This is a genomic window from Nonomuraea sp. NPDC050478, from assembly GCF_044458265.1.
Lineage (GTDB): Bacteria > Actinomycetota > Actinomycetes > Streptosporangiales > Streptosporangiaceae > Nonomuraea > Nonomuraea ferruginea.
In genome coordinates this window covers 1,039,446-1,063,116 of record NZ_JBITHT010000003.1, presented here as the reverse complement: position 1 = coordinate 1,063,116, position 23,671 = coordinate 1,039,446, and the positions used below count along the sequence as shown (strand labels likewise).

At 72.7% G+C, this 23,671-nt stretch carries 23 protein-coding genes; 12 read left to right on the top strand and 11 right to left on the bottom strand.

Features of this window, described 5'->3' with window-relative positions; translation table 11 throughout:
* Positions 1-51 precede the first annotated feature (51 nt).
* The gene (locus ACIBF7_RS19210; protein ID WP_148030142.1) at positions 52-450 is read right to left on the bottom strand and encodes an ester cyclase; all 399 of its coding nucleotides are present in this window, start codon (positions 448-450) and stop codon (positions 52-54) included.
* 137 nt (positions 451-587) lie between these two features.
* Here ACIBF7_RS19210 and ACIBF7_RS19205 point away from each other — a divergent pair, with 137 nt between their 5' ends.
* The gene (locus ACIBF7_RS19205; protein WP_187281028.1) at positions 588-1,685 is read left to right on the top strand and encodes a PrsW family intramembrane metalloprotease; all 1,098 of its coding nucleotides are present in this window, start codon (positions 588-590) and stop codon (positions 1,683-1,685) included.
* Positions 1,686-1,748: 63 nt separating this feature from the next.
* The gene (locus ACIBF7_RS19200) at positions 1,749-2,375 is read left to right on the top strand and encodes a pyridoxamine 5'-phosphate oxidase family protein (RefSeq protein ID WP_148034382.1); all 627 of its coding nucleotides are present in this window, start codon (positions 1,749-1,751) and stop codon (positions 2,373-2,375) included.
* Here the strand turns inward: ACIBF7_RS19200 and ACIBF7_RS19195 are convergent.
* Positions 2,372-2,545 carry a hypothetical protein gene (locus ACIBF7_RS19195; protein WP_187281029.1) on the bottom strand — a complete coding sequence of 58 codons (174 nt, stop codon included), beginning with the start codon at positions 2,543-2,545 and terminating at the stop codon, positions 2,372-2,374. The two genes, ACIBF7_RS19200 and ACIBF7_RS19195, sit on opposite strands and share 4 nt — an antisense overlap.
* Positions 2,546-2,825: 280 nt before the next feature.
* The gene (locus ACIBF7_RS19190) at positions 2,826-3,278 is read right to left on the bottom strand and encodes a carboxymuconolactone decarboxylase family protein (RefSeq protein ID WP_148030144.1); all 453 of its coding nucleotides are present in this window, start codon (positions 3,276-3,278) and stop codon (positions 2,826-2,828) included.
* A gap of 146 nt (positions 3,279-3,424) precedes the next feature.
* Between ACIBF7_RS19190 and ACIBF7_RS19185 the strand changes: the two genes are divergently transcribed.
* The gene (locus ACIBF7_RS19185) at positions 3,425-3,676 is read left to right on the top strand and encodes a hypothetical protein (protein ID WP_148030145.1); all 252 of its coding nucleotides are present in this window, start codon (positions 3,425-3,427) and stop codon (positions 3,674-3,676) included.
* A gap of 51 nt (positions 3,677-3,727) precedes the next feature.
* A complete protein-coding gene (sthA, locus tag ACIBF7_RS19180; protein ID WP_148030146.1) occupies positions 3,728-5,131 on the top strand; it encodes a Si-specific NAD(P)(+) transhydrogenase in 1,404 nt (467 codons plus the stop codon).
* Here sthA and ACIBF7_RS19175 read toward each other — a convergent pair.
* Positions 5,128-5,850, bottom strand: a complete 723-nt coding sequence (locus ACIBF7_RS19175) for a DoxX family membrane protein (RefSeq protein WP_397197726.1) — start codon at positions 5,848-5,850, stop codon at positions 5,128-5,130. The two genes, sthA and ACIBF7_RS19175, sit on opposite strands and share 4 nt — an antisense overlap.
* 35 nt (positions 5,851-5,885) lie before the next feature.
* A complete protein-coding gene (locus ACIBF7_RS19170) occupies positions 5,886-7,415 on the bottom strand; it encodes an MFS transporter (RefSeq protein ID WP_148030148.1) in 1,530 nt (509 codons plus the stop codon).
* A 209-nt stretch (positions 7,416-7,624) separates the two neighbouring features.
* On the opposite strand from ACIBF7_RS19170, the gene ACIBF7_RS19165 reads away from it, so the two are divergent.
* From ACIBF7_RS19165 to ACIBF7_RS19130, 8 genes are all read left to right on the top strand, one after another.
* A complete protein-coding gene (locus tag ACIBF7_RS19165) occupies positions 7,625-8,521 on the top strand; it encodes a haloalkane dehalogenase (RefSeq protein WP_397197725.1) in 897 nt (298 codons plus the stop codon).
* A 66-nt stretch (positions 8,522-8,587) separates the two neighbouring features.
* The gene (locus ACIBF7_RS19160) at positions 8,588-10,930 is read left to right on the top strand and encodes an AAA family ATPase (RefSeq protein ID WP_271278988.1); all 2,343 of its coding nucleotides are present in this window, start codon (positions 8,588-8,590) and stop codon (positions 10,928-10,930) included.
* A 101-nt stretch (positions 10,931-11,031) separates the two neighbouring features.
* Positions 11,032-12,018 (top strand): ABC transporter permease, encoded by a 987-nt coding sequence (locus ACIBF7_RS19155; RefSeq protein WP_219551337.1) that lies wholly within the window; start codon positions 11,032-11,034, stop codon positions 12,016-12,018.
* Positions 12,015-12,926: an ABC transporter permease gene (locus ACIBF7_RS19150; protein WP_271278989.1), complete on the top strand. Its 912-nt coding sequence runs from the start codon at positions 12,015-12,017 to the stop codon at positions 12,924-12,926. The genes ACIBF7_RS19155 and ACIBF7_RS19150 overlap by 4 nt, the downstream gene beginning before the upstream one ends.
* A complete protein-coding gene (locus tag ACIBF7_RS19145) occupies positions 12,923-14,932 on the top strand; it encodes a dipeptide ABC transporter ATP-binding protein (RefSeq protein ID WP_397197724.1) in 2,010 nt (669 codons plus the stop codon). Before ACIBF7_RS19150 ends, ACIBF7_RS19145 begins: the two co-directional genes overlap by 4 nt.
* A gap of 32 nt (positions 14,933-14,964) precedes the next feature.
* Positions 14,965-16,653, top strand: coding sequence for an ABC transporter family substrate-binding protein (locus tag ACIBF7_RS19140; RefSeq protein WP_364230229.1), 1,689 nt, complete (start codon positions 14,965-14,967; stop codon positions 16,651-16,653).
* 35 nt (positions 16,654-16,688) lie between these two features.
* Positions 16,689-17,798 (top strand): winged helix DNA-binding domain-containing protein, encoded by a 1,110-nt coding sequence (locus ACIBF7_RS19135; RefSeq protein ID WP_364230227.1) that lies wholly within the window; start codon positions 16,689-16,691, stop codon positions 17,796-17,798.
* A 27-nt stretch (positions 17,799-17,825) separates the two neighbouring features.
* On the top strand, positions 17,826-18,653 hold the full coding sequence (locus ACIBF7_RS19130; RefSeq protein WP_364230224.1) for a PhzF family phenazine biosynthesis protein: 828 nt from the start codon (positions 17,826-17,828) through the stop codon (positions 18,651-18,653).
* A gap of 21 nt (positions 18,654-18,674) precedes the next feature.
* On the opposite strand, the gene ACIBF7_RS19125 is transcribed toward ACIBF7_RS19130, so the two are convergent.
* The 6 genes from ACIBF7_RS19125 to ACIBF7_RS19100 form a co-directional block, all read right to left on the bottom strand.
* Entirely contained in the window at positions 18,675-19,529 is an 855-nt protein-coding gene (locus tag ACIBF7_RS19125; RefSeq protein ID WP_364230222.1) for a biotin-dependent carboxyltransferase family protein, read from the bottom strand.
* Complete coding sequence (locus tag ACIBF7_RS19120) at positions 19,526-20,371, bottom strand: allophanate hydrolase subunit 1 (protein WP_364230220.1); 846 nt, start codon at positions 20,369-20,371, stop codon at positions 19,526-19,528. The genes ACIBF7_RS19125 and ACIBF7_RS19120 overlap by 4 nt, the downstream gene beginning before the upstream one ends.
* A complete protein-coding gene (locus ACIBF7_RS19115) occupies positions 20,368-20,562 on the bottom strand; it encodes a hypothetical protein (RefSeq protein WP_364230218.1) in 195 nt (64 codons plus the stop codon). The genes ACIBF7_RS19120 and ACIBF7_RS19115 overlap by 4 nt, the downstream gene beginning before the upstream one ends.
* Positions 20,559-21,314: a LamB/YcsF family protein gene (locus ACIBF7_RS19110; protein ID WP_148034384.1), complete on the bottom strand. Its 756-nt coding sequence runs from the start codon at positions 21,312-21,314 to the stop codon at positions 20,559-20,561. Before ACIBF7_RS19110 ends, ACIBF7_RS19115 begins: the two co-directional genes overlap by 4 nt.
* Positions 21,315-21,384: 70 nt before the next feature.
* Entirely contained in the window at positions 21,385-22,152 is a 768-nt protein-coding gene (locus ACIBF7_RS19105; protein ID WP_397197723.1) for a thioesterase family protein, read from the bottom strand.
* Positions 22,153-22,162: 10 nt separating this feature from the next.
* A complete protein-coding gene (locus tag ACIBF7_RS19100) occupies positions 22,163-23,659 on the bottom strand; it encodes a hypothetical protein (RefSeq protein WP_148030159.1) in 1,497 nt (498 codons plus the stop codon).
* Positions 23,660-23,671: the final 12 nt, after the last annotated feature.

Sequence of the window (23,671 nt, the reverse complement as noted above, 5' to 3'; positions counted from 1 at the left end):
GCACCTCGTTCGCGCTTCCGGCCGCGGCGCCGTCACCAGGGTCGGGGCGTGTCAGCCCGTCCCGAGCTGGCGGGAGAGCGACTGGATGTCGGAGATGACCCAGTACTCGGCGAACCTGCCGTCCTCGGCGCGCAGGATGTCGTGGCCGCTGAAGGCGATCCGGGTGCCGGGGGCCGCGGTGGCGCCGGGCATGCCGCCCCGGTAGGCGCCGGCGAAGGTCCAGCGGGCGGCCACGTGGTCGCCGTCGACGACGGGGCCGACGTCGAGGGTGATCGTGACGTCGTCGAACGGCTCGTGTCCCTGGCGGAGCGTCTCGATCAGCTGGTCGGGGCCGTGCACGTCCATGCCCGGCCAGTGGCCGACGAAGCCGGGGGTGACGAGTTCGTGGGCTAGGGAGAATTCGCCCTGCCACAGGTGGAGCAGCCATCGCTCGTACAGTTTCGCCATCATGCCGGTGACCTCTACCCGGGTACGGGGCTTCGATAGATTGCTCGGCGCGTGTTCGCCATGGTTTCGTCAACCGTTCTGAAACCGGGCGTCGATCAGGACGCGACATGCTGGGTGTCCATGGAAAGGGAGGGCCTGCCATGACGGTTCCGCCGCAAACCCCGATGCTCGACCAGCGGCCCAGCAAGGCGCTGATCATCGCCCTGGTGCTGTCCGGCCTGCTGGCGCTGGGCGTGCTCGCGGTGCTGCTGCTGAGCGGCGGGCCCGTCGGCTTCGGTCTGTCGGCGCTGCTGGCCATCGCGCCGCTGCCGGTGTTGCTGGCGGCGGTGCTCTCGCTCGACCGGCTGGAGCCGGAGCCGAAGCTGCATCTGGCGTTCTCGTTCAGCTGGGGCGCGGGGGTGGCGGTGGGGCTGGCCATCCTGCTGAGCGTCGTGGGCATCGAGCTGTTCGCCCGCGCCGGTTACGGTCAGCAGGCCGTGAACCTCATCAGCGCGGTGGTGCTCGCGCCGGTCATCGAGGAGGCGCTGAAGGGCGCCGCGCTGCTGCTGCTCCTGCGGCGGCGGCGGGAGATCGACGGGCTGACGGACGGCATCGTGTACGCGTCCATGGCCGGGCTGGGCTTCGCGACCGTGGAGAACGTCGGCTACTACCTGACCGCTTTCGGTGAGGAAGGGGCGGGCGCGGCCTTCCAGCTGTTCGTCATCCGCGGGCTGATCGACCCGCTCGGCCACCCGGTGTACACGTCGATGATCGGGGTGGGGGTGGCGTACGCGCTGACGCGCCGCAACGCCGCCCGGTTCGCCGCGATCCCGCTCGGCTATCTGGGCGCGGTCTTCCTGCACGCCCTGTGGAACGGCGCGGCCTCCAGCGGGTCGCTGGCGGCGGTCGCCGGCGCGTACCTGGTGATCATGCTGGTGCTCATCGGGCTGATCGTCATCACGGTGGTGGAGCGCAGGCAGCTCGTCTCACGGATGGGCGCCTATCTCCCCTTGTACGGTCACACCGGCCTGGTCACCGAGCAGGACGTGGGGATGCTGACGACGATCGCGGCCCGTCGCGCGGCCCGCAAGTGGGCCAGGGGCGCCGGGCTGGGCCGTGAGATGAGCGACTACCAGCAGGCGGCCACCGAGCTGACGATGCTCCACCTGCGCGCGGAGCGGGAGAGGACGGATCCGGCCCGGTTCGCGGTCGAGCGCGATCTGCTGCTGGGCGCGATGGCCCGGGCCCGCCGCTGGTGACCCTCTCTGGCCCGGAAGCGCTTTCCTGACACAATGTCCGGGATGGGCGTGAAAGGAGAGCGGATGAGCTGGGTGGAGATCGAGTCCGAGGCCGAGCTGCGCGAGCTGCTGGGTGAAGTGATGCCGCGGGCGGCGACGAAGGAGCGCACCCGCCTGCACGACCGTGACCGCCAGTGGCTGGCGACCTCGCCGTTCTGCCTGATCGCCACGGCCGACGCCGATGGCAACTGCGACGTCTCGCCCAAGGGCGACCCGGCCGGGTTCGCCCACGTGATCGACGACACCACGATCGCCATCCCCGAGCGCCCCGGCAACCGCAGGGCCGACGGGTTCCGCAACATCCTGTCCAACCCGCACGTCGGCCTGATCTTCCTGATCCCCGGCCGCAACGAGACGTTGCGTGTGAACGGCCGTGCCCGGCTCGTGCGGGAGGCGCCGTTCTTCGACGAGATGATCGTCAAGGGTCATCGGCCCAAGCTCGCCCTGGTCGTGGAGATCGAGCAGATCATGTTCCACTGTGCCAAGGCGTTCATGCGCAGCGCGCTCTGGCGGCCGGAGAAGTGGGGCCCCGACCCGCTGCCGTCGCACGCCACCCTGGTCAAGGAGCTGCAGACCACACCGGAGACCCTTGAGGAGCTGGAGACGTACTACTCGGACGCCGCCTACCGCAAGAAGCTCTACGAGGTCTAGGCCGCGGGGGTGGGGCCGTCGGGGAAGCGGATCACGTTGCGGCCCGTGTAGGCCCGCAGGTCGACGACCTTCGGATCGACGGCCGCCTGCTTGCGGTGCACGGCCACTGACCGGATGTCGCGGATCTTGTGCGTGGCGATGCGCGGCGGGACCGTCACCAGCCTTCTCATCGTCCTCCCCCCGTGATGTTCCTGTTACCTATGTTATTAACAGAAACCCGGGTAAGGGCGGTGTAAGACAGAAATTCAGTAGGGCAGGCGGCGGCCCGACGGGGATCGCAGGTCAAGGTCCGCGCCGCGGACCGGACGCCGCCTGGTCGTCGTCCTGACGATGCGCACGCGCTTCATGGTGTGCCCCCTCTCGCCTGGCGCCAACCTAACCGGGCGCGCGTCGTACGCTCAACGCATTTGTCCGCACCGGGCGGGCGCCGTGACGCCCGCCCGGTGAGTGTCAGACGCCGCCGCCGGGGACGGCCCGGGTCGTGACGGCGAGCCGGTTCCACGCATTGATCATCGCGACGGCCACCACCAGCGACGCGAGCTGCTTGTCGTCGTAGTGCTCGGCCGCCTCCTGCCAGACCTCGTCGGAGACGCCCTTGCCGTGGTCGGCGAGCCTGGTAGCCTCCTCCGTCAGGGCCAGCGCCGCCCGCTCGGCGGGCGTGTAGACCGTGGTCTCCCGCCAGGCGGCCGCCGACCAGACCCGCTCGTCGCTCTCGCCGTCCTTCTTCAGATCACGGCTGTGCATGTCCACGCAGAACGCGCACCCGTTGATCTGGCTGGCGCGCAGCTTCATGAGCCCGATCGTGGCGTGGGGGATCCCGCAGTTGCCCAGGAACCCCTCGACGGAGAGGAACGCCCGGTAGGGCTCGGGGGCGAGGGCCGCGACGTTGAGCCGCTGAGTCATCGATACCTCCATGGTGAGTCGTAGCCGACGCGACATGGACGGGGCAGCCCCGCTGGATGTGACAGTCCGGAAAAATCTGAATAGGGCGGCCTTCTGCGGATATGAGACCTCTGCACGGACATCACTAATGATCAGGGGGGATCATCATGGCTGTCTGCGAGTCATGCGGCAACGACTACGACATGGCGTTCGAGGTCCGCGCCCAGGGCAGAACCCACACCTTCGACTCCTTCCAGTGCGCGATCGACAAGATGGCGCCGGTATGCGAGCACTGCGGCACCAAGGTCATCGGCCACGGCGTCCAGTCGGGCGACCACTGGTACTGCTGCGCCCACTGCGCCCGGCAGGAAGGCTCCAGCGGCATCGTCGACCGCGTCCCGGCGGGCGCCACCGCCTGACAGCCGGGATTCGGGCTTCTCCAGACCGTTACCGGCACGCACACTGGCGGTGTGGCCGACTTCGATGTGGTTGTCATAGGTTCTGGGCCCGGTGGGCAGAAGGCGGCCATCGCCGCCGCCAAGCTGGAGAAGCGGGTCGCCGTGGTCGAGCGGCGCAACATGATCGGCGGGGTCTGCATCAACACCGGCACGATCCCGTCCAAGACCCTGCGCGAGGCCGTGCTCTACCTGACCGGGCTCAACCAGCGGGAGATGTACGGGCAGAGCTACCGGGTCAAGGACGACATCACCGTCGGCGACCTGGGCATCAGGACCCAGCACGTGATCGGCCGCGAGGTCGACGTGATCCGCAGCCAGCTCTCGCGCAACCACGTGGCCGTCTTCACCGGCACCGCCAGTTTCACCGACCCGCACACCCTGGACGTCACCGACGAGCAGGGACGGGCCGTCAAGATCAGCGGACGGAAGATCATCATCGCCACCGGCACCCGCCCGGCCAGGCCGGAGTCGGTGGAGTTCGACGAGCAGACGATCATCGACTCCGACGGCATACTCAACCTCCAGCGGGTCCCCGAGTCGCTGGTGGTCGTCGGCGCCGGGGTGATCGGGATCGAGTACGCCTCGATGTTCGCCGCCCTCGGCACCAAGGTGACGGTGGTGGAGCGGCGGGAGCGGATGCTCGACTTCTGCGACCTGGAGATCGTGGAGGCGCTCAAGTACCACCTGCGCGACCTGGCCGTCACCTTCCGGTTCGGGGAGACGGTCGCCGCCGTGGAACGCCGGCCGAGGGGCGCCATCACGCTGCTGGAGAGCGGCAAGAAGATCCCCGCCGAGACCGTCATGTACTCGGCCGGGCGCCAGGGCATGACCGATCACCTCGGGCTGGAGCAGGCCGGGCTGGCCGCCGACGACCGGGGGCGGATCGCGGTGGACGCGCACTACCGCACCGCGGTGGAGCACATCTACGCGGTCGGCGACGTGATCGGGTTCCCGTCGCTCGCCGCCACCTCCATGGAGCAGGGCAGGATCGCCGCCCAGCACGCCTGCGACGAGCCGCTGGCCGGCATGACCCCGCTGCAGCCGATCGGCATCTACACCATCCCCGAGATCTCCTTCATCGGCCGCACCGAGGACGAGCTGACCAAGTCGCAGGTGCCGTTCGAGGTCGGCGTCTCCCGCTACCGCGAGCTGGCCCGCGGCCAGATCATCGGCGACACGTACGGGATGCTCAAGCTGCTCGTCTCACCCGAGGACCGCTCGCTGCTGGGCGTGCACGTGTTCGGCACCGGGGCGACGGAGCTGCTGCACATCGGCCAGGCGGTGATGGGCTGCGGCGGCGCCATCGACTATCTGGTGGACGCGGTCTTCAACTACCCGACGCTGGCGGAGTCGTACAAGGTCGCGGCCCTGGACGCGATGAACAAGCTGCGCCGCGTCGCCCGCTTCGAGCTCTAGTCCTCCGTGGCGCGCCGCGACCGGGGCGCCGGCTTCTTGCGGCCCGCCACCAGCGTGTCGCCGGGGGAGGGGGAGGGCTCCTCGGTGGTCGCCGCGCGCGGCCTCGGGTGCGGCGCGGTGTCTTCGAGGGCGGGCTCCGCTTCCTTGGAGGTACGGGGGCGCGCCGGTTTCTCGGCGGGCGGCTCCTTCTTCCCCGTGGTCTCCGGCTTCCCGGTGGCCTCGGGCTTGGCCGGGGCGGGCGGGCCGGTGGGCTTGTCGGGGTCGCGCAGCGAGGCGATGACCGCGTCCGCCTCCTTGTCGGCGGCGAACTCGTCGGCCGCCGCGGACTCCCGCCGCCTGATCACCACCATGTGGTCGACCGAGACGCGGCCCGCGCCCACCACGGCGAGCAGCAGCGAGGCCGCGCCGAGCAGGATCAGCTCGTTCAGCGTGATCGGGTTGAGCGGCGGGGCCACCCACAGCACCGCGACCGCCTCCGCGAACAGGACCAGCCCCATCACCGACACCATCAGCCCGGCGATCAGCAGCGCGCCGCCCACCAATTCGATCAGCATGGTGACTGTGGCCCAGGCGCGCGGGGCGGGGGCTCCCTGGGACTGGAACTGGACTCCGGTCTCCATCAGCCCGATTTCCAGCTTGCGCCAGCCGTTGGCGAAGAAGATGCCGCCCACACCCAGGCGGGCCACCAGCGCGGCGAGATCACGGAGGGACTGTCTCACGGTTGTTGACTGCCCTAAGGGGGACATCGCACACCTCAATCACGGCGGAGCAGCATGGCCACCGCGACGGCGGTCAGGCTGAGCAGGACGACGCTCACGACCACGGTCGTGTGCAGGGCGTTGACGAAGGCCCAGCGGGCCGCGTTCAGCAGGGCGCCGCCGGCGCTGCCGCCTATCTCCTCGGCGACGTGGGCGGCTCCCGCGAGTGACTGCCTGGCCTGGTCCATGCCCCCGCCGGGGATGCCCCGCACGTCGGGCACCGCGGGCGCGTACGCGATGGTGGTGATCGTGCCGAGCACCGCGACGCCGAGCCCGGCGCCGAGCTCGTAGGCGGTGCCCTCGATGGCGGCGGCGCCGCCCGCGTGGGAGGCGGGCGCGGCGGACATGATCGTGTCGGAGGCGGCCAGCAGCGCCACTTGCACACCGAAGCCGATGCCCACGAAGCAGCACGCCAGCATCACGGGATGGCCCTCGACGCCCCAGGTCAGCGTGGGGGTGAGGGCGAGCGCGACGAGCGCGAGGCCGCCGCTCATGGTGGCGCGCATGCCGAGCCTCGGCAGGATGTGCGCGGCGACCAGCCCGCCCGCGACAGCCGACAGCACCAGCGGGAGCATCCGGAACGCGGCGCGCACCGGGGTGTCGCCGAGCACGAGCTGCAGGTACTGGGCGAGCATCAGCTGCAGCCCGACCAGCGCGAACACGCCGAGCAGCACGCCCAGCACGCCGGTGGTGAACTCCCGCCGCCGGAACAGCGAGACGTCGAGCAGCGGCGTCTCCAGCCGGGTCTGCCGCCGGGCGAACCACACCAGCAGCCCCGCGCCCGTCAGGAAGACCGCGACGGCGGCCGGGAACGGCATCAGGCTGCCCGACCCGGCCTCCTTCAGACCGAAGGCCAGCGCCAGGATGCCGAACACGGACAGCACGGCGCTGGTCACGTCCCACGGGCGCGGCTCGGGGTCGCGGTACTCGGGGAGCATGCGCAGGGCGGCGGGCAGCAGCACGAGCAGGATCGGCACGTTGATCAGGAAGACCGCGCCCCACCACCAGCCGACCAGCAGGCCGCCGATGAGCGGCCCCACGGCGGCCCCGGCGGCGGCGACCGCGCTCCACACGCCGAGCGCGATGGCGCGCTCGCGGCGGTCGGTGAACACCTGGCGGATCAGCGACAGCGTGGCCGGCATGATCATCGCGCCGCCGACGCCGAGCAGTGCCCTGGCCAGGACGAGCGCCAGCGGCGTGGGGGCGAAGGCCGCCCCGGCCGAGGCCACGCCGAACAGCACGAAGCCCGCGATGACCAGGCGTTTGCGCCCGTAGCGGTCGCCGAGCGTGCCGAAGAGGATGAGCAGCGGGGCCACGATCAGCGAGTAGACGTCGATGATCCACAGCAGCTGGACGGCTGACGGCTCCAGGGCGGCGGTGAGTGCGGGGACCGCGATGTGCAGGACCGTCGCGTCGACCGTGATGAGCAGGAGGCTCACGCAGAGCAGCACCAGGATCTTCCAGCGGTTTTCCTGATGCTCGCGGCCGGCGCGGCGTGCGAAGGGCACGGCCTGGGTGACGGTCATGGACCTCCTTGCGGGCCGATCCCTTCACAGCGGGCCCGCACGAAACTTGCGTGGCAGCTTATGGCATGCCGCGGGATGGGTGCAGCGGTATCGAATGATCCAGGAATGGCTGTCCGTCTATTGACCGAAATGCCACCATTTATCGGGATCGGCATTCATGGTATCCGGACTCCACGCGCCGGGCCGCCCGCGGACTAGAATCATGTTCTATGCGGATCCTGCGTACACCCGACGACCGCTTCACCGACCTGCCCGGCTTCCCGTACGAGCCCCGCTACGCCGAGATCGGCGACGGGCTGCGGATGGCCTACGTCGAGACCGGGCCCGCGACCGGGGAACCCGTCGTGCTCCTGCACGGCGAGCCGTCCTGGTCGTTCCTCTACCGCCACGTCATGCCCGAGCTGGCCGCGGCCGGACTGCGCGCCATCGCCCCCGACCTCGTCGGGTTCGGCCGCTCCGACAAACCCGCCGAGCCGTCCGACCACACCTACGCCCGCCACGTCGAGTGGACCCGCGCCCTGCTGTACGACGCGCTCGGCCTGACCGGCGTCACCCTCGTCGGCCAGGACTGGGGCGGGCTCATCGGCCTGCGCCTGGCGGCCGAGCACCCCGGCCGGGTGGCCAGGATCGTCGCCGCCAACACCGGCTTGCCGACCGGTGACATTCCCATGCCCGAGGTGTGGCACCGCTTCAAGGACGCGGTGGCGAGCGCCCCCGCCCTGGACGTCGCCCGGTTCGTGCAGTCCGGCTGCGCCACCCGGCTCTCCCCGGAGGTGCGCGCCGCCTACGACGTCCCCTTCCCGGACGAGTCGTACAAGGCGGGCCCGCGCGCCATGCCGGGACTCGTCCCGCACACCCCCGGCGACCCGGCCGGGCCGGCCAACCGCGCCGCCTGGCAGGTGCTCACCACCCTCGACCGGCCGTTCCTCGTCGCGTTCTCCGACGGCGACCCGATCACCGGCGGCATGGCGCCGATCCTGCGCTCGTCCATGGCCGGCGCCGCGGGCCTGGACCATCCCGTCATCAAGGGCGCCGGTCACTTCCTCCAGGAGGACGCGGGCACCGAACTCGGCCGGCACATAGCCGCTTTCGTGACCTCCACCTAGCGTGTCAGGTCCGCCCACACCGGGGTTCCGTACGGTATAACCGGGGGCGGACACCGGGGAGGCGTGATGCAGGAGTCCGGCAGGGCCCGTCCCGCGGGCCGAGCCGCGGTGCGAGATCTGTTCGAGCAGGTGCGGCTGCGCTATTTCCGGCTTCCCCCCGCCGTGCGCAGAGTGCTCTACGCGGCGATCCTCATCGGGGCGGTCGGCACCGGCGCGGCGCTCGGCTGGGACCTGCTCGACACGTTCCTCACCACCGCGCTCATCCTCTGCTTCGTCGCGCTCACCCTCCGCTTCCCGCAGGCCGCGGCGACCGTGCTCGTCCTGGCGGGCTGGATCGCGCTGCTGCCGCTCTTCTCCCCGCTCTTCCCCGCGCAGCCGATGGCGCCGACCCTGCTCATGCTGCTCGCCGTGCCGGTCGCCGTCGCCGCCCACCTGATCCGCTGGGTCACCCCGTGGGTGTCCGCGCTGCTCGCGCTCGTGCCCGCCGGCGCGCTGGCCGCCGCGCTCTCCCTCGTCTCGGAGAACCTCGCCGTCTGGGTCGCCTACGGCGCCGCCGCGGTCGTGCTCGGCTACCGTTTCCTGCTCGCCCGCCGGGCCAGGGCCGAGCTGGGCGCGGAGGAGCGGGTACGGGTGCGCGCCCGCGAGGGCAGGCCCGAGGCGCAGCCGGAGAAGGCCCAGGGCCTGCCGCAGATCTCGGTCGAGGAGGCGCTCGCCGAGCTCGACGCCATGATCGGCCTCGCCCCCGTCAAAGAGCAGGTCCGCTCGATCGCCGCCTCCATCGAGGCCTCCCGGCTGCGCGCCGAGGCCGGCTACACCGCGGGCCGTCCGGTGCGCCACTTCGTGTTCGTCGGCCCGCCGGGCACCGGCAAGACCAGCGTCGCCCGCACCCTGGCCAAGATCTTCTACGCCTTCGGCCTGCTGGAGACCCCTTACGTGGTCGAAGGGCAGCGCGCCGACCTGGTCGGCGAGTACCTCGGCGCGACCGCGATCAAGACCAACGAGCTGGTCGACCGGGCGCTGGGCGGCGTGCTCTTCGTCGACGAGGCGTACGGTCTGATCAACTCCTCCGACGGCCAGCCCGACCGGTTCGGCGCCGAGGCCGTGCAGACCCTGCTCAAGCGCGCCGAGGACGACCGCGACCGGCTGATCATCATCCTGGCGGGCTACGAGCAGGAGATGACCTCGTTCCTGTCCAGCAACCCCGGGCTGGCCAGCCGGTTCGCCACCCGCGTGCGCTTCCCCGCCTACTCCGCAGCAGAGCTGGCCCAGATCACCGAGCTCCTGCAGCGCAGGCGCGGCGACACCATGGGCGACGACGCCAAGGCCGCGCTGCTCGGCCTGTACGAGGACGTCCACCGCCGCGGGCTGGTCGACGAGCTGGGCAACGCCAGGTTCGCCCGCAGCCTGGTCGAGGCCGCGGCCCAGGCCCGCGACGTGCGGGTGGTGGGCGCGGGCGGCACGCCGACCACCCAGGACCTGGTGACCACCACCACCGCCGACGTGACCAAGGCGTTCGACGAGCTCACCGCCCGCTTCCGCGGCTACGTCGCCACCCCCACGCTGGAGGAGGCGCTCGCCGACCTCGACCGGATGGCCGGGCTCGCCCCCGTCAAACGGCAGGTCCACGCCATCGCCGCGCAGCTCCAGGTGGCCCGCATGCGGCAGGAGCGCGGGCTGCCCACCCCGCCGCAGATGCGACACTTCGTGTTCGCCGGCCCGCCCGGCACCGGCAAGACCAGCGTCGCGAGGGTGCTGGGCCGCGTCTTCGCCGCGCTCGGCCTGCTCGCCCGGCCCGACGTGGTCGAGGCGCACCGCGCCGACCTGGTCGGCCAGCACCTCGGCGCGACCGCGATCAAGACGAACGAGCTGGTCGACCGGGCGCTGGGCGGCGTGCTCTTCATCGACGAGGCCTACAGCCTGGTCAACCCCGGCTACTCCGGCGGCGACGCGTTCGGCGCCGAGGCCGTGCAGACGCTGCTCAAGCGCGCCGAGGACGACCGCGACCGGCTGGTCATCGTGCTGGCCGGCTACGAGCGCGAGATGGACGCCTTCCTCGCCACCAACCCCGGCCTGTCCAGCCGCTTCAACCAGCGGGTCGCCTTCCCCAGCTACGCGCCGCGCGAGCTGACCGAGATCGCCGTGCTGCTCGCCCAGCAGGCCGGCGACCGGTTCGACGACGACGCGCTCAACGACCTCGACGAGGTCTTCACCTGGGTGTGCGAGGAACGGCTGATCGACGGGCTGGGCAACGGCCGGTTCGCCAGGTCGCTGTTCGAGCGCGCCGCGATGCGCCGCGACGTGCGGCTGGCCGCGGGCGCCTCGGCGGAGGAGCCGGCCAGCGCCGCCGAGCTGACGACGATCACCAGCGACGACGTCCGCACCGCCGTCGACGAGCTTTCCGGACGTTAACCAGACCCCTCTTTGGCACTCGCCTGCGCGGCGCCCGTCGCATCCTGTAGCAATATGGCTACGCAGTGTTGCGGTAGGAGCGGTGTCGCGGAGGAGGGGAGATGGCCGGGTTCCTGGCGCGCAGGCTGGTCAGCTCGGTGGTGCTGGTCGCCGTCGCGGCCTCCCTCGCCTACCTGCTCGCCGCCGCCGCGCTCGACCCGCGCGCCAACTACGCGGGCCGCACTCCCGCCCCGCCGCCCGCCGTCGTCGACGCGCAGCTCACCGCGCTCAACCTGAACGACCGCACCCCCCTGACCGAGCGCTACCTCACCTGGGCGGGCGGAGTCCTGCGCGGCGACTTCGGCAAGAGCGTCAGCGGCGCGCCGGTCGGCGACGACCTCAAGCGGCGGGCCGGTGTCACCCTCCGGCTGGTCCTGCTGGGGCTGGTGTGCGGGAGCGCGCTGGGCGTCATGGCGGGGGCGCTCGCCGCCGCCCGGCAGTACGGCTGGTTCGACCGGCTTTCGGCGGCCGTGTCCTTCCTGCTGCTCGCGGTGCCCGTGGTGGTGCTGGCCAACGTGCTGATCCTGGCCGGCACGTGGGCCAACGACCACCTGTTCGGCGCCCGGGTGCTGCTCGTGGCGGGGGAGGCGAGCGCGGGGCTGGAGGCCGGGCTCTGGGAGACGCTCCTCGACCGGGCCCAGCACCTCGTCCTGCCGACCGTCACGATCACGCTCGGGCTCGCCGCGGTGTTCAGCCGCTACCAGCGCAACACGATGCTCGACGTGCTCGGCGCCGACTACCTGCGCACCGCCATGGCCAAGGGCCTGACCAGGCGGCGGGCGCTGATCCGCCACGGGCTGCGCACCGCGCTCATCCCGGTCGCGACCTACTTCGCCTTCACCTTCGGCGCCCTGCTCACCGGGGCCACGTTCACCGAGAAGATCTTCGGCTGGCACGGGCTGGGGGAGCGGCTGATCAGCTCGATCTTCACCAACGACGTCAACACCGTGGCCGCCATCTCCTGCCTGGCCGCGGTCGCCGTGCTGGTCGCCTCCATGGCCGCCGGACTGCTGCAGGCCGTGCTCGACCCCAGGGTGCGGGCCGGATGACGCTGTCGGAGGAGGTCGCCGAGGAGTCCGCCGGCGACGACGCCGGCCGGCCGCCCCCGCCGTCCAGGGCCAGGGCGGTGACCGGCCGCTTCCTCTCCTCGTGGCAGGGCAGGGCAGGCGCGCTGGTGCTGGCGCTGGTGTTCCTGTTCGCGTTCGCGGGCCCGCTGGTCAGCCCGTGGTCCCACACCGACAAGGACTTCGCCGCGTTCCTCGCCCCGCCGTCGGCCGCCCACTGGTTCGGCACGCTGCAGACCGGCGCCGACGTGTTCGCCGTCACGCTGCGCGGCCTGCAGCGGTCGCTGGTCGTCGGGCTGCTCGCGGCCGTGGTGTGCACGGCGCTGGCCGCGCTCGCCGGGGCGTTCGCCGGCTACTTCCTCGGCTGGACCGACCGGGTCATCACCTGGGTGACCGACCTGCTGCTGGTGCTGCCCGCGTTCCTCATCCTGGCCGTCATGTCGCCGCTGTTCGGGTCCGGGCAGTGGCCGCTGTTCGTGCTCATGCTGGCGCTGTTCCTGTGGATGGTGACCGCCAAGATGGCCCGGGGGATGACGATCTCGCTGCGCGAGCGCGAGTTCGTGCGGGCCGCCCGCTACCTGGGCGTGCCGCCCGTAAGGATCGTGCTCTCGCACGTGCTGCCCAACCTGTCGTCGCTGCTCATCGTCGACGCCACGCTGAACGTCAGCGCCGCCATCCTCACCGAGACCTCGCTGTCGTACTTCGGGTTCGGCATCCAGCCGCCCGACGTGTCGCTCGGCACGCTCATCGCCGACGGCTCCAGGACCGCCGTGTACGCGCCGTGGACGTTCTGGTTCGCCGCCGGGCTGCTCGTGGTCACCGTGCTCGCGGTCAACCTCATCGGCGACGCGCTGCGCGACGCCTTCGACCCGACGGCGAGGGAGCCGCGATGACCCCCGCGCTGGAGGTGACCGACCTGCGGGTCACGCTCGGCGGGGCGCCCGTCGTGCGCGGCCTCGGCTACGCCGTGCGCAAGGGCGAGGTGCTCGGCCTCGTCGGCGAGTCGGGCTGCGGCAAGTCGGTGTCGGCGGCCGCGGTGATGGGCCTGCTGCCGCCCGGCGCCCGGGTGACCGGTTCGATCCGGCTGGGAGGCAGGGAGCTCGTCGGCCTGCGCGAGCGGGAACTCGCCGCCGTCCGCGGCAGCGCCGTCTCGATGGTGTTCCAGGACCCGCTCTCCGCGCTCACCCCGGTCTACCGCGTCGGCGACCAGATCGCCGAGGCCGTCCGCACCCACCAGAAGGTGACCAAGGAGCAGGCCGCGGTCCGCGCCGTCGACCTGCTCGACCTGGTCGGCATCCCCGACCCGGCCCGGCGGGCGCTGGCCTTCCCGCACGAGTTCTCCGGCGGCATGCGCCAGCGGGTGCTGATCGCCATGGCCATGGCCAACGACCCCGACGTGATCATCTGCGACGAGCCGACGACCGCGCTCGACGTCACCGTCCAGGCCCAGGTGCTGGAGGTGCTCAAGACCGCGCAGCGCCGGACCGGCGCCGCCATCGTCATGATCACGCACGATCTGGGGGTCGTGGCCGGCTTCGCCGACCGGGTGCTCGTCATGTACGCGGGCCGCCCGGTCGAGTCCGGCGACGTGGACGACGTCTTCTACCACGCCCGCATGCCGTACACCGCCGGGCTGCTCGGCGCGGTGCCGCGCATCGACGCGGCCGGCCGGGCCGCGCCCGCGCCGATCGACGGCGCCCCGCCCGCGCCCGGCGACCTGCCGCCGGGCTGCCCGTTCGCGCCACGCTGCCCGCTGCGGGTGGAGGCGTGCGACGAACGCGAGCCGCCGCTGTTCGAGGTGGGCCCGGGACACCGCGCCGCGTGCATCAGGTGGGACGAGGTGAGCCCGCCGCTCCCCGCGCCCCCGGGCAGGACAGGGCCGGGCGCCCGCGGGCCGCGCACGGTCCTGGCCGTCGACGGGCTGGTCAGGCAGTACCCGCTGGTCAAGGGCGCCGTGTTCAGGAGACGCGTCGGCACCGTCCACGCGGTCGCCGGCATCAGCTTCGACATCCGCGAGGGCGAGACGCTCGGCCTCGTCGGCGAGTCCGGCTCCGGCAAGACCACCGCGCTGACCGAGATCCTGGAGTTGACCCGCCCGCAGCAGGGCCGCGTCGTGGTGCTCGGCCGCGACACCGCCGCGCTCACCGCCGCCCAGCGGATGGAGATCAGGCGTGACGTGCAGGTCGTCTTCCAGGACCCGCTGGCCTCGCTCGACCCGCGGATGACGGTCCACGACATCCTGGCCGAGCCGCTGCGCACGCATCGGCGCGGCGATCCCCGGCGGCGGGTCGGCGAGCTGCTCGCCCTCGTCGGGCTGGACCCGGCGCACGCCGCCCGCTACCCGAAGGACTTCTCCGGCGGCCAGCGGCAGCGCATCGCCATCGCCCGCGCGCTCGCGCTGGAGCCGCGCCTGCTGGTGCTCGACGAGCCGGTCTCCGCGCTCGACGTGTCGGTCCAGGCCGGGGTGCTCGGGCTGCTCGGCGCGCTCAAGACCGAGCTCGGGCTGTCCTACCTGCTGGTGGCGCACGACCTGGCCGTGGTGCGGCACATCGCCGACCGGGTGGCCGTCATGTACCTGGGCAGGATCGCCGAGATCGGCCGCGCCGACGCCGTCTACACCGCGCCCGCTCACCCGTACACGCAGGCGCTGCTGTCGGCGATCCCGCTGCCCGACCCGGCCCGCGAGCGCGCCCGCGAGCGGATCCTGCTCACCGGCGAGCGGCCCGACCCGGCCTCCCCGCCGTCCGGTTGCCGGTTCCGCACGCGGTGCCCGACGTTCCGTTCGGTGCTGACGGAGACGGAGCGCGGCCTGTGCGCCGACACCGAGCCCGAGATGCGGCCGCTGGGCGAGGACCAGTCGGCCGCCTGCCACTACGCGGAGAGGCTCGCCGTCGTCTGACCCGGCTCGTACCCATTGGAGGAGAACCACCCATGAAAGCCCCGTTGACAGGCGTGCGGCTCGTCGTCGCCGCCGTACTCGCGCTGACCCAGGCCGGCTGCGGCACGCGCGGCCCCTCCGGCGGCGCGGGGCAGGGCGACGACACCATCAAGGCGTCCGACATCAACCTCCAGCCGCGCGACAAGGTCAAGGAGGGCGGCACGCTCCGCTGGGGCATCAACGAGTTCCCCACCCAGTGGAACCGCAACCACATCGACGGCAACCTCGCCGTGGCCGCGGTGGTCAGCAACGCGCTGCTGCCGTCGGCGTTCACCTCCGACGGCAACGCCAGGCTCTCGGTCAACCGCGACTACGTGCTCGAAGCCCGCATCACCGACCGCAGCCCCCACCAGGTCGTCACCTACACCCTCAACCCCAAGGCCCGCTGGTCCGACGGCAAGCCCATCACCTGGGCCGACTACCGCGCCCAGTGGGAGGTCATGCGCGGCGCCGACCCGGCCTTCCGCATCGTCTCCGCCACCGGCTACCAGGACATCGCGAAGGTCGAGCGGGGCGCGGGCGAGCACGAGGTGGTGGTGACGTTCACCCGGCCGTTCGGCGACTGGCAGGCGCTGTTCGGCCCGCTGCTGCCCGCCTCCGTGAACGAGAACGCCGAGGCGTTCAACTCCTCCTGGGTGAACGCGATCCCGCTGACCGCCGGGCCGTTCAAGGTCGGCGCGCTCGACCAGACCGCCAAGACCGTCACGCTCGTCCGCGACCCCGCCTGGTGGGGGGACCGCGCCAAGCTGGACCGGATCGTCTACCGTGCCGCCGAGCAGGACTCCCTCACCGGCATGTTCGGCAACGGCGAGCTGGACGTGGCCGACATCGGGCCGTCCGCCCCCGACTACGCCAGGGCCAGGAGCGCCACCGGCGCCCAGGTGCGGCTCGCCGCGGGGCCCGACTTCCGCCACTTCACCCTCAACGGTTCCAGCGAGAAGCTCCGCGACGTGCGTGTGCGGCAGGCGATCCAGCTCGGCGTCGACCGGATGTCCATCGCCCGATCGGACCTCCAGGGTCTCGACTGGCCCGCCACGCCGCTCGGCAACCACTTCTTCATGCCGACCCAGGAGGGCTACCGCGACAACGCGGGCAGCTTCGGCGCCTACGACCCTGAGCGGGCCAAGCGGCTGCTGGACGAGGCCGGGTGGAAGCTGGACGGGACCGTACGGAGTAAGGACGGACACCCTCTGGACCTGCGGTTCGTGGTGCCGGCCGGGTCGCAGCTCAGCAAGTCGGAAGGCGAGCTGGCGCAGAGCATGCTCGCCAAGATCGGGGTCAAGCTGACCATCCAGGCGGTCCCGGGCGACGACTTCTTCACCAAGTACGTGATCCCCGGCGACTTCGACATCGCGCCGTTCGCGTACATCGGCACCCCGTTTCCCGTGTCGAGCAGCTACGGCGCTTACGTGAACAGCCCCGACGGCAAGACCTGGAACGCCAACCTGGGGCGGTCCGGCTCGGACGACATCGACGCCGCGCTGGACCGCGCGGTGGCCGCGCTGGACCCCGCCAGGGCCCGCGCCGGGGTCAACGCCGCCGACCGGCTCATCTGGGCGCAGGCCAACGTGCTGCCCCTCTACCAGCGGCCGCAGGTGGTGGCGGTCAAGGACACCCTGGCCAACGTGGGCGCCCGCGGCTTCCACGACCTCCGCTACCAGGACATCGGCTTCACGCGCTGACGTCGTTGTCGGGGGCGGCTGGTAGAAGTGTCCGGGTGACCACTTCCGTGACCTGGCCGCAGATCCTGGCGTGGCGGCTGCGCCGTCAGTTCGTGAGCGAGCCCTGCGACGGCGGGCCGGTGGAGGTGGCCCGGCGGCTCTGCGGGGTGCAGGCGCAGGTGGCGTCCTCCGCCCAGCTCGCCGTCGCGGTGCGGAGCGACCGGCCCGACCCCGGCGCGATCGACCGCGCGCTGTGGGCCGATCGCACGCTCGCCAAGACGTGGATCATGCGCGGCACCCTCCACCTGGTGCCCGCCGACACCCTGCCCGACCACTGCGCGGCCCTGAGCACGCTGCGCTTCTGGGAGAAGGGTTCCTGGCAGCGCGGCCACGGCGTCACCGCGGGCGAGATCGAGGCTATCGTCGACACCGTCCCGAAGATTCTCGGCGAGCGCCCGATGACCAGGGAAGAAGTGGTCGACGCGGTCGTGGCGGCCACCGGCGACCGGCATCTGCGCGAGGCGCTCGGCTCCGGCTGGGGCGCCCTGCTCAAGCCGCTCAGCCGCCTGGGCGAGCTGTGCTACGGCCCGCCCCGCGAGGGCCGCGTCACCTTCGTCGCCCCGAGAGCCTGGCTGTCGGGCTGGCCCGGGGCCCTCCCGCCGCCCGAGGAGGCCGGGGTCCGGGTGGTCCGCGCCTTCCTGGGCGCCCACGGCCCGGCGACGCCGGAGATGCTCGACGGCTGGCTGTTCGGCGGCGTCGCCAGGAAGGCCGTGCTCAAGGGCTGGTTCCGCGACCTGGCCCCCGAGCTGGCCGAGGTGGAGACCGGCGACGGCCGCACCCTCCTGGCCCTCGCCGAGCACCTCGACGACCTGGCCACCACCCGGCCCTCCGAAGAGGTCCACCTGCTGCCCGGCTTCGACCCGTACATCCTGGGCGCCCCGCGCGCCCTGGAGCCGCTCGTCCCGGCCGCCGCCAAGCCCAAGGTGAGCCGTCAGGCCGGCTGGATCTCCCCGGTCGTGGTCCACCGGGGCCGGGTGGCCGGCGTCTGGAAGGCCGAGGCGGGCCGGGTGGAGGCCGAGCTGTTCGAGGACGTCCCCGAGCCGCCGCTCGCCGCCGCGGCGGCCCGCGTCGAGGCCCTGCTCACGACCGTCCGCACCGCGGAGTGACCGGTCCGCCGTGCGACACTCGCGTGCATGGGACGAGCCTTCCGCCAGGTCGACGTGTTCACCGACACCGCCTATCACGGCAACCCGCTGGCCGTCGTGGTCGACGGCGCCGGGCTGACCGACGAGGAGATGGGGCGCTTCGCCAACTGGACCAACCTGTCCGAGACCACCTTCCTGCTGCCGCCCTCCACCGGCGAGGCCGACTATCGCGTGCGGATCTTCACGCCGTCGGGCGAGCTGCCGTTCGCCGGGCATCCCACGATCGGCAGCTGCCACGCCTGGCTGGAGACCGGCGGCGCGCCCCGTGACCCCGGCATGATCGTCCAGGAGTGCGCGGCGGGCCTGGTGCGCGTCCGGCGCGACGGTTCCGGGCTGGCCTTCGCCGCGCCGCCGCTGCTGCGCTCAGGGCCCGTCGACGAAGACCTGCTCGGGCGGCTCGCCGACGGGCTGGGCATCGGCCGGGGTGAGATCGCCGACGCCGAGTGGGCCGACAACGGGCCCGGCTGGGTGGCGCTCCTGCTCCGCGACGCCGACGCCGTGCTCGCCCTAAGGCCCGGCCGCCTTCCCGTCGACACCGGCGTCGCCGGGCTCTACCCCGAGGGCTCTCCTTACGCGTACGAGGTGCGCGCGTTCTGCCCGTACGAGGGCGGCATCATCGAGGACCCGGTGACCGGCAGCCTCAACGCCTCCCTCGCCCAGTGGCTGCTGCGCACCGGCCGCGTCACCGCGCCGTACGCGGCGAGCCAGGGCACCGCGCTCGGCCGCGCCGGCCGCGTCCGGATCTCCGCCGACGACACCGGCGTCTGGGTGGGCGGCTCCGCGGTCACCTGCGTGACCGGCGAGGTCACGCTGTGAGGTCACGGTTCGCACCTGACCTCAGCGGTGCGGCACGACCTTGAACCGCACCGCGTCGCCGGGGCACAGCTGGGCCGCGACAGGCAGGTCCGCGCTCGACACGACCGCGATCACCGGATAGCCGCCGGTCGGCGGATGGTCGCTGAGGAACACGATCGGCTGGCCGCTCGGCGGCACCTGCACCGCGCCCGTCACCATGCCCTCGCTCGGCAGCTCGCCCGCCCGGGCCCGCGCCGGCTCCGCGCCGCGCAGCCGCACCCCCACGCGGTTGCTGTCCTGGCTCACCGTGTACGGGGACGCGCACAGGGTCTCCAGCGCCCCGGGGGCGAACCAGTCGTCGCGCGGCCCGGGCAGCACCCGCAGCACCGGCGGCCGGGGACCGGCGGGCGGCGCCAGATCCACCGTGATCTCCCCCAGCCCCGCGCCCGGGCCGACCGGCAGCACCGTGCCCGCCCGCAGCGGCGGCGGGCCCAGCCCTGACAGCGAGTCGGTCGAACGGCTGCCCAGCACCGGCTCCACCGCGATGCCGCCGCGCACCGCGAGGTAGGTGCGCAGCCCCCACTCCGGTGTGCCCAGCCGCACCTCGGCCCCCTTCGGCACCCAGAACGGCACCCCCATGCCCGCCCCCGCCGCGCCGGACACCGGGCACGGCGCGCCCGCGAGCGCCGCCCACGCCCCTGTCAGGAAGCGCAGCCTGGCCAGCCCGAACGTGACCTCCACGCCCGCCAGCCGCTCCGGGTTGCCGACCAGCCGGTTCGCCAGCCGCAGGCTCGCCGCGTCGGCCGCGCCCGAGGACGGCACGCCGAGGTGCGCGTACCCGTGCCGGCCCAGATCCTGCACGGTCGCGTACGGGCCGGGCGCCAGAACCTCGATCATGCGACCTCGAACCGCACCCGCGTGCCGGGCCGGAACGGCGTCGGCGGCTCGGCCGACACGTCCCACACCCGCGCGTCCGTACGCCCGAGCAGCCGCCACCCGCCGGGCGACGCGCTCGGGTAGACCGCCGAGTACGGGCCGGCGATCGCGACCGACCCGGCCGGCACCGACGTGCGCGGCGTCGCCAGCCTGGGCACGTGCAGCACCGGATCCAGACCGATCAGGTAGGCGAACCCCGGCGCGAACCCCAGCCAGCCGACCACCAGCTCCCGGCCGGCGTGCCGGGACACCACCTCGTCCACCGAGATCCCGGCCGCCTCCGCCACCGACTCCAGATCCGCACCGTCGTACACCACAGGAATCGTCAACACCTCCGCACCCCCAAGAGCCGCCCCCGACCTCACCGTCGGCTCCCCACCCGCGCCCACAACGTCGAGCGGCACGGGAGTGGTCCCCTCAGCCGTACCGCGCCCCGTGGTTCGCTCGGTCGTACCGTCGCGCCCGGTGGGGGTCGTCTGTGGAGTCGCGGTGTCGTGCCCGGTGGGGGTGGTTCGCTCGGTCGTACCGTCGAGGGCTGTGCGGGGTGCTGTTGTGGTCGTGTCGTCTCGCACGGACTGGTCGTCTGACGGGACGTCGTGGCAGTGGGACAGCAGCGTCTCCAGCAGGCCGCGCAATCTGGACTGGTCGGCGCCGGGGGCCACGACGAGGACCGTCTCGGGTCCCGGCACCACTTCCAGCACCTCCGGAGGCCGCTCGGCGCGCAGGGCCGCGTCGAGCCGGTGAGAGACCTCCAGTGCGCCCGTCTCCACGAGCAGCCCGTGCTCCCCGGCCCGCCGGATCATGCGTACTCCACGACACCCGCGTCACGACTCCCGGCGAAGCCAGGCCCGCTCGCGGCGGCCACCCGGGACGGCAGTTCCGCGACCGGACGAACGGCGGGAGGCGGCGCGTCCGTCGTACGGGTGGTGCCCGCGAACCGCCCGCCACGACGGGAGGTCTCGCCGGACGCGCGGCCGAGGGCAGGAGGTGTCATGCGAACGCCTGCAGGACCACACCGGCCTCCAGGAGCCGGTCGCGGACGGCGCGGGCCAGGGCGACCGCGTCGGGCGTGTCGCCGTGGACGCAGATCGACCGGGCGGCCACCGGAACCTCGGTGCCGTCGGCGGAGGTCACCAGCCCTTCCTTCGCCATCCGCACCGCGCGCGCGGACACCGTCTCCACGTCGTGGACGACCGCCCCCGCCGCCCGCCGTGACACCAGCGTGCCGGCGGCGGTGTAGGCGCGGTCGGCGAACGCCTCGCTGACCGTCGGCACCCCGGCCGCCGCCGCCACCTCGTGCACCACCGACCCCGGCAGCGTCAGCACCGGCAGCGAAGGGTTGTAGTCGGCCACCGCGTCGACCACCGCCGCGGCCTGCTCCCGGTCGCGGCAGACCCGGTTGTAGAGCGCGCCGTGCGGCTTGACGTACGAGACCCGCCCGCCCATCGCCCTGGCGATGCCGTCGACCGCGGCGAGCTGGTAGAGCACCTCGGCGCAGAGCTCCTCGGGCTCCACGTCCATCTCCCGGCGCCCGAAGCCGGCCAGGTCGCGGTAGGACACCTGCGCCCCGATCGCCACCCCCCGGTCGACCGCCGCCGCGCAGGTGCGCCTGATCGTCACCGGGTCGCCGGCGTGGAAGCCGCAGGCGACGTTGGCGCTCGTGACGATGTCGAGCAGGGCGAGGTCGTCACCGAGGCGCCAGATGCCGAAGCCTTCGCCGAGATCCGCGTTGAGGTCGATCACCATGGGGTCCATCGTGGCTCCTCCGCGCCCCCGAGGGAGCGGATTCCGCCCTCACGGGCATGCGGAAACGCTATCAGGACGCCTCTCGCGGGGCGACGAACAGGGTCTGGGATGCCGAGCCGACCTCGCCGGCCGAGTCGTACAGCGTGGAACGGACCAGGCCGCGCCCGGACGGGCCGACGACGGTCTCCGCGTCCATGCAGATCCACTCGCCCTCGGGCGCCCGGAACAGCGAGATCACCAGGTCGACGTTGACGAACAGGTGGGTGTCGAAGTCGAGCGCGTAGCTGATGCCGTTGCCGCTGTCGGCGAACATCGCCAGCCGCTCCAGCGGGGTGGTCTCCTCGTCGCTCACCAGCGGCACCCGCGACCGGCCCCAGGCGGTGGCGGGACCGGTCTCCGCCGCGCTGCCGCGGGTGAAACGCCATTCGGTCGCGCGCCCGTACCCGAAGCCCGTCGTCAGCCACGACGGCTCGCTCTCGGACGGCGGCAAGGGCGGCGGCGGGCTGGAAGTGCCCGGCGTCCCGGCCTCGCGGATGCGCCAGGCGGTGGCCCTGACGTGCTCGCGGCCGCCGGAGGAGACGGACGCGGCCAGGCACTGCACGCGCTTGCCGTCGCGCACGACCTCGGTGCGCACCTCCAGCTCGCCCACCGGCACCGGCCCGAACACATCCACCGCGAGCCTGGCCAGATCGAGGCCGGGGCGCGGCGCGGTCCGCGCCAGCTCGTGCGCGATCAGGGCCGTGACGGGGCCGAGGTGCTGGGTGCGCGGGTCCCAAGGGCCCTGGGTGTGCTCCGTCGCGCGGTAGCGACCTTCGCTCAGGGGGACGTACATCGCCATACGGGGCAGCCTAGATCCCGTCGGGTATGTCGGCGATGTCGTCGAGGGCGGCGGCGAGCTCGTCGGGGTCGCCGCCGATCCGCTCGGCGATCTCGATCAGCACGTGCAGCACGTCGTGGCGGTCGTGGCCCAGGTCGAGCAGGCGCTGGGCGGCCTCCCACAGCTGCGGCGGGTCGCCCTCCCACAGCCGGGTGGCGATCTCCTCGTGCCAGGCGAGGTGTTCCTGGTCGATGCCGCCCACGTGGTCGATCTCCAGCAGCACCCGCCGGTCGGCCTCGTCGGCGGGGTTGAGCCGGTCGAGGTCGACGCCGTTGTGGGTGCCCTGCAGGAACGGGAACGCGAAGGCCCGCCTGGCCAGCGCCGACAGGTCGCCGTCGGGCAGCAGCCGCACCAGCAGCGACCGGTCCAGCCCGAACGAGGCGGGATCGCGGTACGCCTCGGGGAACTTGCCCGTCGCCTCCCACACCGCGTCCAGCGTGGCCTTCAGTCCCTCGTCGGGCAGGCCCGTGCGGTGCGCGGCGAAGCGCGCCCACGCCGCCAGCACGTGCGGCATCGCCTCCTGCTCGGCCTCCGACAGCATCACCTTGCGCGGCAGCCAGTCGAGCAGGAACGTCTCGCACTTGGTCGGGCTCACCCGCAGCGGCCTGCTGAAGTCCTGGTCGCACCCGTAGTCGATGATGTGGTCGGCGCACCGGGAGGCGGCCGACGGGTCCGACAGGTGCTCGGCGTCGTCGGAGGCGAGGAACTCGGCCGCCAGCATCGCCCGCCGCTCCCTGTTGTACGGGGCCTCGATGTGGAGCGGCGCCGGCCGCTTGCGCCCCGGCGGCAGCGCCTTGAGCCGCGCCCGCGCGAAGGCGTGGTAGGCGCTGTAGCTGTCGCTGACGGGCGGCGGCGTCTTCGGCTCGCCGGTGGCCTTCATGGCCGACTCCAGCAGCGCCCTGGCCTGCTGCGGCTCGATCTCCTCGAACAGCAGCATCGCGTTGCCCGCCGCCTCGGCCCTGGCCTGGTCGAGCAGCTTGTCGACCTGGGAGGACACCCAGGCGTCGCGGGCCATGCCGGACATGTTGTAGTCGACGACCATCACCAGCGCGTGGCGGTCCTGCCGGTTGCGGGCCTCGTCGCCGTTCCACCGGTAGCCGAACGTGCAGATCACCGTGTCCTGGTCGCCGTAGGCGTCGCGCGAGACGTAACAGCCGGTCGGCTTGACCGCGCCGACCCGGTCGGCCCAGCCGGGCCTGGCCACGCCGGACTCCATCATCGCCAGCGCCGCGCCCTCCGCCTTCGCGCCCTGGCGGGCGGTGCCGAGGTAGGCCAGGCAGATCAGCAGCGTCAGCGAGGCGGGAGTGCCGGTCTTGGCGGCGTAGTCGACCAGCCCTTCACCGAGCACCTGTTCGACGTCGCCACCTCGGACCCGGCTGCCCCACCAGGCGCCGATCATGTCGGAGACCATCAGCTCCGCGTCGAGCGGGCTCCGCACGGCGAGCAGCTCGCGTGCGGCTTGGACCATCTCCTTGAAGAC